Origin of the sequence: Nonomuraea sp. C10 (genome assembly GCF_008017515.1) — a bacterium.
In the GTDB taxonomy this organism is placed as follows: Bacteria; Actinomycetota; Actinomycetes; order Streptosporangiales; family Streptosporangiaceae; genus Nonomuraea; species Nonomuraea ferruginea.
The window spans coordinates 1-13,800 of the sequence record NZ_VPFF01000001.1; the positions used below are offsets into that span (position 1 = coordinate 1).

At 64.7% G+C, this 13,800-nt stretch carries 14 protein-coding genes; 4 read left to right on the forward strand and 10 right to left on the reverse strand.

Annotation, left to right across the window (positions count from 1 at the left end):
* On the reverse strand, positions 1 to 796 hold a 796-nt coding region (locus tag FR742_RS00005), incomplete at its 3' end, for an alkaline phosphatase (protein WP_148028985.1).
* A 332-nt stretch (positions 797 to 1,128) separates the two neighbouring features.
* Positions 1,129 to 1,722 (reverse strand): carboxymuconolactone decarboxylase family protein, encoded by a 594-nt coding sequence (locus tag FR742_RS00010; RefSeq protein ID WP_148028986.1) that lies wholly within the window; start codon positions 1,720 to 1,722, stop codon positions 1,129 to 1,131.
* Positions 1,723 to 1,895: 173 nt separating this feature from the next.
* Here FR742_RS00010 and FR742_RS00015 point away from each other — a divergent pair, with 173 nt between their 5' ends.
* Genes FR742_RS00015 through FR742_RS00025 form a run of 3 tightly spaced genes read left to right on the forward strand, consistent with a single transcriptional unit; the run spans position 1,896 to position 4,219 of the window.
* Positions 1,896 to 2,876, forward strand: coding sequence for a hypothetical protein (locus FR742_RS00015; RefSeq protein WP_148028987.1), 981 nt, complete (start codon positions 1,896 to 1,898; stop codon positions 2,874 to 2,876).
* A 54-nt stretch (positions 2,877 to 2,930) separates the two neighbouring features.
* Positions 2,931 to 3,299 (forward strand): transposase, encoded by a 369-nt coding sequence (locus FR742_RS00020; RefSeq protein WP_148028988.1) that lies wholly within the window; start codon positions 2,931 to 2,933, stop codon positions 3,297 to 3,299.
* The gene (locus FR742_RS00025) at positions 3,296 to 4,219 is read left to right on the forward strand and encodes an IS3 family transposase (RefSeq protein WP_148028989.1); all 924 of its coding nucleotides are present in this window, start codon (positions 3,296 to 3,298) and stop codon (positions 4,217 to 4,219) included. The genes FR742_RS00020 and FR742_RS00025 overlap by 4 nt, the downstream gene beginning before the upstream one ends.
* Before the next feature lie 129 nt (positions 4,220 to 4,348).
* Here the strand turns inward: FR742_RS00025 and FR742_RS00030 are convergent, their stop codons facing one another.
* The 4 genes from FR742_RS00030 to FR742_RS00045 form a co-directional block, all read right to left on the reverse strand.
* Complete coding sequence (locus tag FR742_RS00030) at positions 4,349 to 4,975, reverse strand: hypothetical protein (protein ID WP_148028990.1); 627 nt, start codon at positions 4,973 to 4,975, stop codon at positions 4,349 to 4,351.
* 184 nt (positions 4,976 to 5,159) lie between these two features.
* Positions 5,160 to 5,735: a hypothetical protein gene (locus FR742_RS00035; RefSeq protein ID WP_148028991.1), complete on the reverse strand. Its 576-nt coding sequence runs from the start codon at positions 5,733 to 5,735 to the stop codon at positions 5,160 to 5,162.
* A gap of 1 nt (position 5,736) precedes the next feature.
* Positions 5,737 to 7,797 carry a hypothetical protein gene (locus FR742_RS00040; protein ID WP_148028992.1) on the reverse strand — a complete coding sequence of 687 codons (2,061 nt, stop codon included), beginning with the start codon at positions 7,795 to 7,797 and terminating at the stop codon, positions 5,737 to 5,739.
* Entirely contained in the window at positions 7,794 to 8,027 is a 234-nt protein-coding gene (locus FR742_RS00045; RefSeq protein WP_148028993.1) for a hypothetical protein, read from the reverse strand. Before FR742_RS00045 ends, FR742_RS00040 begins: the two co-directional genes overlap by 4 nt.
* A 525-nt stretch (positions 8,028 to 8,552) precedes the next feature.
* On the opposite strand from FR742_RS00045, the gene FR742_RS00050 reads away from it, so the two are divergent.
* Entirely contained in the window at positions 8,553 to 9,125 is a 573-nt protein-coding gene (locus FR742_RS00050; protein ID WP_148028994.1) for a Pycsar system effector family protein, read from the forward strand.
* A gap of 38 nt (positions 9,126 to 9,163) precedes the next feature.
* Here FR742_RS00050 and FR742_RS00055 read toward each other — a convergent pair whose 3' ends face one another.
* From FR742_RS00055 to FR742_RS00070, 4 genes are read right to left on the reverse strand one after another with little or no spacing between them, the layout of a single operon-like run.
* Complete coding sequence (locus FR742_RS00055) at positions 9,164 to 9,934, reverse strand: hypothetical protein (protein ID WP_148028995.1); 771 nt, start codon at positions 9,932 to 9,934, stop codon at positions 9,164 to 9,166.
* A 4-nt stretch (positions 9,935 to 9,938) separates the two neighbouring features.
* Positions 9,939 to 12,026, reverse strand: coding sequence for a hypothetical protein (locus tag FR742_RS00060; protein WP_148028996.1), 2,088 nt, complete (start codon positions 12,024 to 12,026; stop codon positions 9,939 to 9,941).
* Positions 12,023 to 12,781 carry a hypothetical protein gene (locus tag FR742_RS00065; protein ID WP_148028997.1) on the reverse strand — a complete coding sequence of 253 codons (759 nt, stop codon included), beginning with the start codon at positions 12,779 to 12,781 and terminating at the stop codon, positions 12,023 to 12,025. The genes FR742_RS00060 and FR742_RS00065 overlap by 4 nt, the downstream gene beginning before the upstream one ends.
* Before the next feature lie 57 nt (positions 12,782 to 12,838).
* Positions 12,839 to 13,570, reverse strand: a complete 732-nt coding sequence (locus tag FR742_RS00070; protein WP_261808281.1) for a Crp/Fnr family transcriptional regulator — start codon at positions 13,568 to 13,570, stop codon at positions 12,839 to 12,841.
* Positions 13,571 to 13,800: the final 230 nt, after the last annotated feature.

The following is a 13,800-nucleotide window of genomic DNA, read 5'->3' on the forward strand; positions in this document are numbered from 1 at the left end:
GCGGGATGTCGTCGGCCCAGTCGTTGTCGACCTCGTGGTCGTCGAGGGTCACCGCCCAGGGGTGGGCGGCGTGCGCCGCCATCAGGTCCGCGTCGCTCTTGTACAGGCTGTACTGCAGGCGGTAGCGCTCCAGCGTGACCGTCTCGGGGGACAGGTAGTCCGGGACCGTGGTCTGCCGGGTGCCGCCGTTCGCCGGTACGCCGTTCTCGTAAATGTAGTCGCCGACGTGGAGGACCAGGTCGAGGTCGTCCTCGGCCATCCGCTGGTACGCGGTGTAGAAACCCTGCTGCCACAGGGCACAGCTGGCGACCGCCAGGGAGACCGAGCTGACGTGGGCGCCGTGGGCCGGGGCGGTCTTGGTCCGCCCGACGGGACTGATGTCGGTGCCGACCTTGAACCGGTAGAAGTAGTGCCGGCCGGGTCGCAGGCCCCACACCTCTGGGTGGACGGAGTGGTTGAGCTCCGGCGTGGCGACGGCGGTGCCGCGCTTGACGATCCGGCGGAAGCCCTCGTCCTCGGCGACCTGCCAGTGGACGGGGACCCGCCGCCGCGGCATGCCGCCCGACCCGTCGGCGGCGAGCGGATCCGGGGCGAGGCGGGTCCACAGCACGACGGAGTCCGGCAGCGGGTCACCGGAGGCGACACCGAGCTTGAACGGGTTGTCCGGCAGACCGCGCTGCAGCGGCGTCGCCCCGGCCGGGTCGGGGATGGCACTGGTGCCGAGGAGTACAGCGGCCGCGCCGGCGCCGCCGAGGAAGCCGCGTCGGCTGAGGGTGCGTCCGAGCGGAGATTTCATTGAGGGGTGTCCTTCGAAGATCAGGAATGAGGGCAGCGATGCTAACGGCGGGGGGTGAACCACGGGTTGGCGGTACGTGATCGGCGGGGAAATGCCAGGTACGGTACAAGATCGCTACTTTGTCCACAACTGATGCTTGACCTGTGGGTGTCAAGAAGATGCGGGCGGGACTCCGTGAGACCGGAGGCCCGCCCGTGTCTGCGGTTGGAACCGCTGGTCAAGATCGAGTGCCACCGGCAGGATTCGAACCGGCGTGAGCCGCGGCTGAGGGCGCGCGCGGCTGCTCATGGGCGAGTCTGGCGGATGAAGACCTGCGGCTGAGAAGCCACAGGTCAGACTGGCTGATCCTCGATCGGGCGGCCGAAAGTGACGGCCTCCAGCACGGATCGCGGCGCCGTGTCGCGGAGGGCGGCGTCGGGACGTGCGCCGAGCGCGTCGTTGACGGTAGAGAACGCGATGCGCAGTGCCACGAAGACGGTGACCGCGAAGATCTGACCGTCGTCGTACCCCGCTTCCCGCAGCGCGAGCACGTCCGTCTGGCCGATCCCGTTGGGATCGCGTGCCACCTTCCGCGCCCAGCGCGCCAGCGCTCGCTCCCGGGGCGTCAATCCGTCGTCGTCGCCCCGCAGCACTCCCGACGCCACACGGGCGTCGGCGGACTCGGCCAGCTTGTTTCCCCAGGCCAGCGAGCAGTACGAGTCCCCCATGGCCGAGGCGCAGGCGGTCACCAGGATGCCGCGGGTGCGCAGGTCGAGCCCGCCTGCCTCGACGCACTGCCGTAGCAGGTCGAACAGTCCCGCGATGGTGTCCGGCTGGTGGGCCCACAGCCTGGTGAGGTTCATGACATAGCCGCACTCGGCCAGGTCATCGTCGAACAGCCGCCGTACCTCCGAAGTCATCTCCGGAGGTTGGAGGAATCCGCTCATGAAGTTCTCTCCCTTCCGCAGGAAGAGTGGTCGAGCGTGCTTGCCAAACGCTTGCCAACCGCTCATAGCCGAAGAGGGCTCGGCATGCCAGCGGTGGGTGAGCCGGTGGGCAGGATCAACTAAGGTGCCCGTTCATGCACGGAATCCGAAGTTTGCCGTCTACGCTCACGCTCGTGCGGAAAACGAGCGTGGCGCTGATGGCGCTGCTGGTCCTGACCGGTTGTACGCAGCAGGCTGGTGAAGACGGGCTGCTGGACGCGATGGCCAGCGTCTCGGGGGAGGGACCCGCCGCGGCGTACTTCGAATACGGCGAGCCGGCCTGGTGGCGTGACCTCGGCGTCGATGCCGGCTCCGGCGGGGATCGCCGCTGGCTTCCCGCGGCGGTCTCAGGTCTCGGAAGCCTGGGCGCCGCTTGGCAGACCCTGCCACAGGCCACCGGCATGGCTCCCGCGACCGGCACCCGGGCGATCTCGATCGGCGTGCCCCCGCAGCAGGCGTTCCGGTTCGACGGCGACGTCGACTCGGACGCCGTACGGACGAAGCTGACCGCTCTCGGCGCCAAGCCCCGCACCATGGGCGGCCACGAAGGGCTCTCCTTCTCCCCTGGAGCCGAGATAGACCTGTCCCGGCTGATCGTTCCCGGGCTGACCAACCAGCTCAACCAGGTCGTGGTCACCGACTCCCTGGCAGCGGCGGCCTCCACCCCCGGCCCGCTGGAGGCCGTCCTGGGCGGGGAGCGTACGTTGGCCGACAACCCCGCGCATGCCGCCGTGGCCGCCTGCCTCGGCGACGTCGCCGCCGCCACGATCATGGCCCCGTCTCCTTCCGGCGCGGTCACGCTGTACGGCGTCGGGCTGCGCCGCCCGGCCAGCCTGGACGACCGGCCGGTCAACGTCATCTGCGTGCTGCCGTCAGCACCCGCCGCCGCCGACGTCGAACGCGCGCTGACAACCCGCCTCACCCCTGAGGGAAAGATGCGGGACGGCGGGACCTTCGGAACGTACGCCCCAGAGATCGCACACGATCGGATCACCTCGGACGATCACGTGGTGCTGAGAGCCGTCCTCACGCTGAGCGGCACCAAGTCCGTGATGTTCGCCAACCAGATGCTGGTTCGGAACGAGCTCCAGGGCCTGATCAACTCATCACGTTGATCCATTGTGGGCTTCCCCTCGTAACGTGGAGACCGAACCAGGAAAGGTTTGGTCGTGGCAGGAGTCACGAGGCGTCGCTTTGATCCGGAGTTCCGGGCTGGGGCGGTGAGGATCGTCAGGGAGACCGGCAAGCCCGTCGCGCACGTCGCGCGGGATCTGGGCATCAACGAGTACACGCTGTACAACTGGGTGCAGATGGACCGGCTCGCGGCAGGGCAGGCCGGTGGCGACAGCGGAGGCGGGACGCTGAAGGAGTCGGCGGAGGAGGAGCTGGCGCGGCTGCGGCGGGAGAAGGCCGAGTTGGCCCGGCAGCACGCCAAGGAGAAGGCGGCCTGGGAGAAGGAACGCGCGGAGCTGGAGGACGAGCGTGATGTCCTCAAGCGTTCCGTGGTCTTGTGGGTGAAAGAGGCGATGGGCCGGTGAGCGTGGCGGCCTTCATCTGCTCCCAGAAGACCGACTACGGCATCGACCACGCGATCTCCTGCCGGGCGCTGGAGGTCTCCCAGTCGTGGTTCTACAAGTGGAAGAACCGCATCGGGGCGAATTCGCCGACCGCCCGCCAGCAGCGGCGGGCCCGGTTAGATGCGGAGATCAAGCGCCTGTTCGCGGCCTCGGGCGGTACGTACGGCTCACCGCGGATCACCCAGGACCTGCACGAGGCGGGCTGGCGTGTGTCAGAGAACACCGTGGCCAGGCGGATGGCCGAACTCGGCTTGGCTGGGCGGGCGCCGAAGAAGCCTCGTTCGCTGACCCGGCAGGGCAAGCGGCCGGCCGCGCCGGATCTGGTGCGGCGGAAGTTCACCGCGGTCGCTCCGGACGTGCTGTGGGTCGGCGACGTCACAATGATCCACACCGATGAGGGGCCACTGTACTTGGCCTCGGTGGAGGATCTGTTCTCCCGTCGGCTGCTGGGCTACGCCATGTCCGAGCATCACGACGCGGCGCTGACGGTCGCCTCGCTGCAGATGGCGGTCGCCACCAGGGGCGGCGACGTGGACGGGGTGATCTTCCATTCGGACCGCGGGTCGGAGTACACCGCTGCCCGCTACCAGGCCGAATGCCGCAAGCACGGGGTGGTGCAGTCCATGGGCCGGGTCGGGTGCGCGCTCGACAACGGGGCTGCCGAGTCGCTCAACAGCACGCTGAAGGTCGAGTTTGTGCACCGTCACCACTTCCGTACCAGGGCGGAGGCCCGGCTGAAGATCGCGACCTGGATCGCGGACTTCTACAACGTCAAGCGGAGGCACAGCGCCAACGACGGGCTGCCGCCTGTCACATTCGAGCGTCAGATGATCGAGACGAGGCAAGCATCATCGGCCCTGGTGAGGGCCGCTGTGGCATAGGACCGTCTCCACGGTTTGAGGGGATTGACATACGGCTGTACGGAGCCCTCGGCCACTCCTGGCTCGGCTCGATGCGGGACCGGTCGTCGCCGATGTCGGCATGCGCAACTGTGACTGCCGTACGAAGCGTTAGTTCGGCTTGGGAGTACATTTGTGCAGCTCGCCGTACCGTTCGCGGGCGATGCTGAGCAGCTGTGTCAAGTCGCTCACCGGGTCACGTCCCTTGCTGACTTCGGACAGGTCAACGCTGATCCACGGACGCTTTTCTCCACACCGGAACAGCATCATCGTGTAGTACGGATTGGTGCGCGGCAAACGGCCTGTGTAGGCGATGAGCCCCTTGCCGAGATCCGCTGGAAGGTCGGCCAGTTGATGCTCACCGAAATTCTTGCGCGCAATATCCAAGACATTGTCCCCATCCCGTATCGACCACACAACGGAAAGTCGTGTGTATTCATTGCGAAGCGTGCATATGCCATGCGTTGTGCGCACTCCGCTCTTTTCTTCCTGTAGAGCGAGCGTAAGACCGCTGATCGTGCGGACCGCTTGCTGGGGAAGGAAGTCACACCAGTAAGGCGGGGAGTCTGTGACCGGAGAGGCAGCAATCTTGTTGCTTGCGTTTGGCGACGGTGGTGAGCCGGTGCCGGTGCAGCCGGTCAGCAACGCGAGGATGAGTGCGAGTCCGGCGCTCGTAGCGGCGAGGGGCCTGAGGGCTGGAGGCTTCATATCAGTACTTGAGGATTCCCAGGTTGCCATGCATCGTGTCCCTCGCCGTGTTCATTCGCGCCGCTTCTGCCACCTGGAGTTCGACCGCGGCGTTCCTGTCGCTGCTGCCCTCATAAGGCGGGCAAGCTCTGCAAGGCGACCCCGGTCCTGCAGAACTACAAGTTAGCCCGGGAACGAAAGGCCTCAGTGACATAGAACAGCTCGATGTTCTGCGCTAGCTCGCTTTGGGGGTGCATCGATGTATTTCGCCAAATCGGTCGCGCGCTATGCGAAGCAATGTGGTCAGGTCTGTGATCACATTGCGGCCCTTCGCCACCTCCGAGAAGTCGATGCCCATCCAGGGCCTTTTGTTGCCGCATCGGAACAGTATGAAGGCGACGTAAGGGCCTGTCCTGGGCTCGCCCTCGGTGTAGGCAATCAACCCTTTCCCGAGGTCGGTCGGTAGGTCAGCCAGTCGACGGCGGCCGAAGTTTTCCTGTGCGAGGTCAAGGGCCTCATTGCCACCACGGATGGACCAGTTGATGGAGAAGCGTGTGTATTCATTGCGCAATAGGCATCCGCCATGTGTGGTGGGGACGCCCCAGTTGTCCTCCGTAAGGGGGATGGCTAGGCCGCTGATGATGCGAACTGCCTGCTGGGGGATGACGTCGCACCAGTACGGGCCGATGTCGCTGACGGCTCGTGTGTCGACTGTGGGTTCCGGGACCGGCGGAGGAGGGCCCTGTGTGCAGCCGGAGCTCAGCGTCAGCGCGAGGAGTGTGGCACAGAGGGCCTTGGTACGTGTGGACATGTCAATAGTTCCGGTCGATACCAAAATTATCGTGAACGTCCCAGCCGGCGCTGTGGTCCATGGCCTCTCGGATCGTCTGAGTGGTGCTTTCGGTCTTGGCGTGCCAACGTGCCCACTTGATGAAGACGTCGAAGGTCGCCGGATCTGCCATGATCTCGTGGAGTGGTTTGAGGGTCGGTGGGCTTCCGTCCGTGGCGAACGGCGCGTCCTTGAGGCCTTCGAGTGCCTTATCACTCCATTGACCGTGTGCGATCCTGGCGCTGAGCATCATTGTCTCAATCATCGACATGGTCATCGTGCGATCGTTGCTCGCCTGCTGCATGGCCGACCCTGTAGTCATACCGTCCCGCAGCATCCGGTCAACCAATAACGCCGAGAGCTTCTCGAACGCCATCGGGGTGAGCTTCTCATGCGCCTTGTCGCCGAAGAACCCGAAGCGAGTGGCGAATTTCCCCGCCGGTCCGGTCAGCTCGCTCAGCACACTGTTGATCATTCCTTTCATCTCCTCTTTGACCTGCTCATCAGTCTTGGCTTGGGCCAACAAGTACAGTCGCCGGGTCTCCAGGATGTGGCCCATGAAGCGCGCCTCCGGAATGAGTACGTCCTCTATCTGCTCCCCGCCGTCCCGCCGGTAGGACTCGTGGACCATGCTCAGCATCCGTTGGACCTCGGCCTCCACCAAGGATTTCGTGGCCGCTGCGTCGGATCCCACGAAGGCCAGCAGCCGATCCATCTCAGCATGATTGATGCCTTTCAGATCTGGCTTGCGTTCATCGAAAACGGTGAAAACCTTGTCGATGTGCGCGGCCATGACTGATCCGATCGGGCCGGCCAGGAATGACAGTCGCTTCAGCTTCTCTGTGTCGGTGATCTGAAGCTTGCCGTCGCCACCACGTCCGAAGACGCCATCCAGTTCGTTCTTGAGAATGATGAGCGCCTCGTTCGTGTGTTTGAGCGAATCCTTGTCCTTGCTGCTCAACGCCGTCCGCAGCAGCCCTGCGAACGGGGCGTGGTTCCCCGTCTTGTTGAAGCCGTCCAGTCGGTCGGTGAGCAGGTACGCCATGATCGACTTGTTCCAGCCCTTCGGGGTGTGGAAGAGCAATGCCTGCGCGGCCGGCAGCGAATACTGGGCCGCCTGGGCCAGGTCATCGATGACGCTCGCTTTGATCGGCTCTCCCGGCTGCCCCATCCGCGGCCCACCTGGCTGCATGGAGTCGCTGATGCCGAGCACCGTGGCCAGGTCCATGCTGTTGGCGTAAGGAGTTCGCGAGTCGGACAGCTCCTTCTGATGCATGATGGCGTCCCTGCCGACCACTTCCATGAACCGCTCGGAGAAGGGCGGCTTGCCGTCGCTGGCTCTCCATATCAGCGCCTGAGCCTGGTAGCCGACGTAGGTCACTTCGAGCGCCTTGTGCTCGGCCCGCCCTTCCTCGACCAACTGATTCAGGAAGGCATCTCCCATGAACGCCTCGTCTTTTGGGTTGGTCCCCTTCGCCAGCGTGGTGGCCAGCAGTTTCATGACCTGCTGGACTTGTTTCACCTGTTGTGGATCACGCGTGGAATTGACATTGGCGCGCACCTGCAGGCCCAGCGCGGCCGGAAGTTCGGTGATGCCCTTGGCTCCCAGCTTGGAGAGGAAGGTCTTGACGAACTCCGGATCGTTCACCCTTCCCGCGTACTTCTGAAGCTCCGCCATCGCCTTGCGGTCACCGCGGCCGGCGGCGGCCGCCGCCTTGGCAGCCAGTGTGCCGTCGAGCTGTCCTTGGGCCTGGCGGAGCGAGTCCGGCACCGCGATAAGGGATCCCGTCGCTACGGACGTTCCAAGGGTGATTTTGTGCCGCTCGATCTCACGGACGATGCGCTGCCGTTTGCGAAGATCATCTGCTTCCTGGCCGACCTGTGTCGCGAGCTTTCTGATTCGTTCCGCGGGAGTGGTGTCGAGCCCTGCGCTCGTGAGCTCTCCGTATAACAGGGAGGCCAGCTTTTCCATTTGCGCGGCGGCTGCGGTGTGGCGGGTGACAAGCATGTCGAACTCCGGCAGCTTGACTCCGCTGAAGCTCATCTCGTCTTCACCAGCTCATCCCTGGCCATGGCGACGGCCTGGGCGAGCATCGCATGCAGTTCCCGCTGAGAGTTGTGCACCGACTGATCGAATCGGCTGCCGGTCGGCCCCACCCAGGCGTCGGCTTCCATGAGCTGGCAGGAAGCGTGCAGAGCCCACCAGTTGTCGTCGGACAGCTTCTGAATGCGTTGCACCGCTGCCTGCATGAGCTCGCGATCAGGACCAGGCATGCCGATCTCCTCGTACAGCTGTCAAGGGCCCCAACTGACGATAACCCCGTACGAGTCAATTGCCTCGGTAACCAACCTTTTTGAGATTCCTCCCAACATGTTTGACCCGAAGGGCGAGAGGCGTACGTACAAGTACGAATCGCTGTGTGCAGGCCTGACGAATCACGAGCAAATGATCATGCGGCTATGGGCGCGCACGGCGGACAAGTTTTGCGATCACATCAGAAAGAGCCTCGACAGCGCTGCCGGCGAATCAGACCCATCCGCGCCGCCACGGCCCTCCGTCGTCCTGCTCGGCTACCCGCCGCCAGCAGGGTGCCGCCCTGGCGTTGCGATCCCGCTCTTCGGATCCGGGTGCCCTCACAAGAGTGTGCGCCGCCCCACGGTGACCTTCCTTCTTCGGAAACGCCTCCGGCGGCGACACTTCTGCGGGTCGGCCAATGGTGGCAAGGCGCATCGCGGAGCTTCAACCCACGGCGATCGTGGAATGCTCTGCGTGCGATCACCACGGTCGGGAGGTTCGGCGTGTTCCAAAAGATGGTGCGAGCCCTCACCGGAACTGCTTCAGCGCAACGGCCGGCAGCTGAGGACGATGCGTGCGCTTACGGAACGCAGCTGCTCAGTGAGGCCCGCGAGGAACTCAACCGGGCGGACACCAAGGCCCAGGTTCTTCTCGGCATCGTGGGCATTGGCCTCGGCGCCGTCATTGGCGGCCTCCTCGCAGGAAGCTGGTCACCTTTTACGTTGTCCAATGCCATCGAGTGGCTGTGGTGGGCAGGGGCGGCGGCTGCTCTTGCGTCCGTGATCGTGCTCGCCAGCGCGGTCTACCCGCGGCTGGATCGGCGAAAGATGCACGGCGCCGCCATGTACTACGCCGACATCCTTCACCTTGACTCCCCGGCGACCGTCGCCAACGCTCTCATGCGGTCGTCGGCACTGGACCTGGAGCGGATCGCTGATCAGCTGTACCGGGTCAGCCACATAGTCGGGCAGAAGTATCGCCTCATCCGCTGGGGGTTCTGGCTACTCCTCGGTGGAATGGCGGCCACAGTGAGCGCGGCGCTCATCGACGTCGTGCTCACCGAGTCCCCTCCCTGACCGCGTAGCCGCTGAATGACGGCACTCTGACGAGAACCTCACGCTCGGCCTACCAGCAGCGTGTCGTCCTCCACCGGCGGAACGGGCAGGCCGAGAAGTTCCAAGGTCCTGCGGAGCACCGTTTCGTTGCTGACGACGAAGCTGAGCATGTCCTCCCTCTCGTACCGCTGCATGATCGTGTCGACGGTGCCGAGCAGTTGTTGTGCTCCCTGCTGCCGCTGCTCGACGAGTTCAGCGATGATCTGAGGTAGGTGGTCCGGTGAGACTGCCAGTTTGATCGCGTGCTCCACTTGGGCGCTTCCCACCACGGCGGTGAGAAAGTCCTGCCATTTCTGCCGGACCTCGTCGGTGCTCTCGATCCGGAGCAGCGCGGCGGCGGCGTCGGCTCTGATGTCATGCTGTTTCCTGTAGGCATCCCGGTTGAGCTGGCGTATCTCCTCGGGAACGTCGACCTCGGCTCTGACCGCCCACCGGTAGACACCCGTCATCGAGCCTGAGATCGCTTGGAGCCTGTCGTTCGTGGCCTGTTCCGCCGCGCCCGCCGCGGTGATCTCGAATTGCCGGGTGGTCGACCGTACCTCCTGACACGCGCGCTGGAGGACCGCCTCCACCTCCGGTACTTCATCGTTGAAGACGGCTCGGGCCCGTACTCCGCCCGAGGTCGCGGTTCGAAAGAGGGTGACGGAGAAGTTGTAAGCGTCGCCCTTGGCAGGCGAGGCCAGAATGAACGGCTCGATGTTCACGGGCGGTTCGGGCTCGGGCTGGTTCTGCTGGATGTGGTAGAGCCTGGGTGCCAGCCATTTACGCATGAGATCAGCTCCTGTGAACGATTTGACGCAGGTGATGGTGAAGTTCGGCGGAGATCTCGCCATGGTGCCGCCAGAACCGGAGGTAGAGCAGGGCCCGCTCGGCGTTCCGCCCATCGGTCAGGCTGAAGATCTGATCCGTGATCTCCCGTACAGTGGGCCGCTTGTCGTAATGGCGGAGCCATTCGTGCAGCAACAAATCCCAGGACTCGGGGACGGCCAGGCGCCCCTTTTCCTCGTAGCTGAGCGCGTTGCGCCAGAGTGTCGCCAGAGAGGGATGGGGATCGAGCTCGCTCAGATGCTGCCGTTCTGGGCCCGAAACGGGCAGCGCGGCCAGTCGTCCGAAGGCGAGGGCGGCGCCGCGACGACCAGCCGATCCTCCCTCACGGACCCAGTCGGCGAGATGGTTCATGATGATGGGCGCGGTGTCTCTGCGATAGAGGTACGCGATGGACTGTGCCACGTCGTGGTGGAACTTGACGCCCCTGCTCAGGACCAGGGTCCGGAACGCGGCGAGGGCTTGGTCAGGTGCGGAGAGACCGACGGACGAGGCGTAGGCGCGGATGGCGATCGCCTTCTTCGCATCGTTGCCTCGGATCATGAGATCGAGATGGAGGTGGACGCGGCGTGTCATCGAGGGGTCCTCGGCGGTGGCTTCCAGTGCCAGTGCCGCGAGCTGATGGTCCCGGGATCGGCGGGACTGGCTCCATACCTCCAGGAACCGCTCGTTCACGAGGGCGAAGTCGAAGGTCGCGAGCTTTCCGACCGCGTGCCCGACCTTGATCCTCGTATGCGAAGATCCCTCACTGCCGAGCCAGATCAGCCAGTCGACCAACGAGTCGCGGATGGTCGGCTGGTCTTCCCAGATCACGCGCAGCATGACGGCCGCCAGCTCAGGACGTCTGAGCCTTATGCTTCGCCCGCCGCCGGGCCCGGCTGGTGTGGCCTCGGCATCCACGTAACTCAGCCAGGCCGGCAGCTTCTCCCACAGTTGGACCGGTTTCGGCGAGTGATCACGACGCCACTTCTCGTCGAGCCGTTCGGCCAGGGCCAGCGCCGCGCCGGAGATTTCCGCCTCGGGCAGGCCGTGAAGTACGGCGATGCTGGTCATGAAACACCGGCCCAGAGTCGGCCTGCGCTTTTCGAGGTTTTCGCCCACCTTCGCGCGCATGCGGTGGAAGCGCCGGTTCAGCATGGTCTCGATGGAGCTGCCGGACTCTACTGCGCCGACCACCTGCCTGACCAGTTCAACTACCTGCCAGGGCGTGGAAAGGGCGCGAATCTCCTCGTCCAGGATCTGCTGATCGTCCCGAGCAAGCCCTGCGATCGATGCCTGAGCGGACAGATGCTTGGCGAAGACTCGGCGGTTCGGCGGTGGATCGTGGTCGACCACGGGCGCGATGGACGATCGGACGTGCTCCGGCACCAGGACGATCACCCTGCAGTTCGCGTTGACGCCGGCACGCTTAAGACTCGTGGCCACCCTGTCCACGTCATCGGGCGTATCGACCAGGTCCAGCAGATAGCCGTGCCCCGACTCCAGTTTCCAGTCGCGGGGATTCGGCGTGCTTGCTCCATGCGGAATGATCCAGCTCGCCCTGCCACCCCAGTCGAGCAGCGCCGCCAGGGCCGTGGTCGCCTTTCCCGTCTCTGCCGCGCCACTGAGCAGGACCAGGCGCTGACTGTCGAGCAGCCTGAGCGCTTCGGCTTGCGACTGGGTCGGTACCAGCGTTCGCCGTAGGTCCTCGATCTCGTTTTCCGTCAGTTCGTGGATCGTCGCTGTCGGTTGCGGCCGCCCCTGGCCTACGTGTATGTCGCCCTGGGCGAACCAGATATTTCCCTTCTTGACTCGGTTGCTCACCCGGCCTATCAGGTCCCGGGCGCCGGAGCTCGGCAGTTCGTCGGCGTACAGGTCGTCCAAGCTCTGCCGGCGTTCCTGCCACTCCTGCCGGGAGACGGTCATTTCATGACGGATTGACCGCCTGTCCGGTTCGTCGAATTTTTCGTCTTCCTCCTCGGGTGATGTGTCCTCGACCTGGGGTTCATCCGGTGGCGTGGTCTCGGAATTCGACTTCTCAGGTGGGGAGTCGCTCATTTCTTCCTCCGTTTCGAATAATGAGTGATGTTGAGGTCCCCTTGCGCGAAGAGAATGTCGCCTCTTTCGACCTGGTTCGTGATCGACCCGCTCCGCGGCGGCGGCTGTGACGGAGCCTCCTTTCGGGACGGCTTGGGCTCCGGAATCTCCATGTCATGAACGTCGAAGTGCGGCACGTACAGGTAGGCCGGATATTTCTGTCTCTTCTCCGCTACGGCGACCTCCAGGAACTCCGATGGCCTCGGCCGTCCTGGTCCCTGTGACACGTAGTCGCGGAACACCTCGCGCGAGATGATCAGCGCAAGGTCGGCGTCGCGGAACGTGTCGAGTGCGGCCCGTATCGGCGCCGAATCACGCAACCTCGCAGGCTGCACCGCATGTTGCCCAGGCCATCCGGCCGCGCCGTCCAACTGCAGCGGCCCGACGTGAACGGCCAGCCGTAGCCGCATCCGAGCCCAGGTGGGATCGGCGCGCCGGCTGTTGTGCGCTGCGATCGCCATGTCCAGCTCGGTCAGGAACTGGTCAAGCAGGAGCGGAATCGTGATGAGAGGACCAGGCTCGGCGGGAAGGACGGCGGTCATCGAATCACCGGCAACTTGACGGCACCATGACTGATGGTCCAGCTGAACGCTGTCCGCCGCTGTCTCGATGGCGCTGATGAGGCCTGACTGGAGGGTTCGCTGCTGAGCGTCGGTGCGGCCGCCGTAGTTCTCGATGTCGCCTGTGAGCAGGACACGGTAATCGTGTGTGACCATGGCATCTCCAATGAGCGGGTGGGCTCAACGGTGAGGCACGGCCCGGTGGGAGAAGCCTTAGAAATATGGCTTGGCGAGGAATGGGAGGTCGGCGAGCGTGGTCAGCCTCTCCAGGTCCTTCACCACCACGTCGCGATGCCCTCGCCGGATGACTCCTTCCGCGGCCAATTCGCGCAGGGCCTTCTGCGTCGTGATCTCCTTGGCGCCCACCAACATGCCCAGCTCGGCTCTTGTGAGCGGGACGCCGATGCTCACGCCGTCATCCGTCGCGCGGCCGTGCCTCGAGACCAACGCGATCAGTACGCGTGCCAGGCATATCTTCGTCTCGTACCCCGCGAAGTCGAGGCGCCGCTGATTGGCCCAACGTAGCCGCTCGGCCACGACTTGCGTCAGCGCCAATGCCACGGCCGGGCGCCGGCTCACGAACGAGCGGAACACCGGACCCTTGACGTGTTGGCACACCGCGCGCCCGCAGGTGGTCACGGTTGCCGACCGTAGCGACCCGTCCATGGCGGCCATGTCACCCACGATGTCACCCGAAACACGGATTGCCAGAGTCGCCTCCACGCCGTTCTCGACACCAGCGGTCACCTTGACCAGCGCGTCCAGGAGGATCCAGATCGATGTGCCGCGATCTCCCTGCCTGATCAGCACGTGCCCGGGCGGGACCGTACGCAAGGTCCCGAGCTCAAGAAGCTCCGCGCGCAGCTCGTCCGTCAGACGGTGCATGAAGGTGCCGGTCGGCCATCGGTTGGGTGGCAAGGTCTCCTCCAGCAGACGATGTCCCACACATATGCCAACCGCGTTCTGCCGACAAGGGAGTCGTACATTCGCGGATGTTCGGCCACATCTGTTGGTTATTGCACTGGTGGTCCACAATTCTGTGAGTATCAATCAGAACCAAAAGCCTGTGAACGCCTCCGGTTGAAAACCCTTCTCCCGTCCGAAGTCGATTAGCGGGTCCAGCGGGCCATATGAGGCCCTCGTGCTCGAAAGGGCACAGAATCACCCAGAACGCC

What these genes read in the sequence shown, in the direction of transcription:
- FR742_RS00045 (WP_148028993.1), bottom strand. Translation starts at nt 8,027, where the DNA reads ATGCCTGGTCCTGATCGCGAGCTCATGCAGGCAGCGGTGCAACGCATT.
- FR742_RS00040 (WP_148028992.1), bottom strand. Translation starts at nt 7,797, where the DNA reads ATGAGCTTCAGCGGAGTCAAGCTGCCGGAGTTCGACATGCTTGTCACC.
- FR742_RS00030 (WP_148028990.1), bottom strand. Translation starts at nt 4,975, where the DNA reads ATGGCAACCTGGGAATCCTCAAGTACTGATATGAAGCCTCCAGCCCTC.
- FR742_RS00060 (WP_148028996.1), bottom strand. Translation starts at nt 12,026, where the DNA reads ATGAGCGACTCCCCACCTGAGAAGTCGAATTCCGAGACCACGCCACCG.
- FR742_RS00010 (WP_148028986.1), bottom strand. Translation starts at nt 1,722, where the DNA reads ATGAGCGGATTCCTCCAACCTCCGGAGATGACTTCGGAGGTACGGCGG.
- FR742_RS00055 (WP_148028995.1), bottom strand. Translation starts at nt 9,934, where the DNA reads ATGCGTAAATGGCTGGCACCCAGGCTCTACCACATCCAGCAGAACCAG.
- FR742_RS00035 (WP_148028991.1), bottom strand. Translation starts at nt 5,735, where the DNA reads ATGTCCACACGTACCAAGGCCCTCTGTGCCACACTCCTCGCGCTGACG.
- FR742_RS00065 (WP_148028997.1), bottom strand. Translation starts at nt 12,781, where the DNA reads ATGGTCACACACGATTACCGTGTCCTGCTCACAGGCGACATCGAGAAC.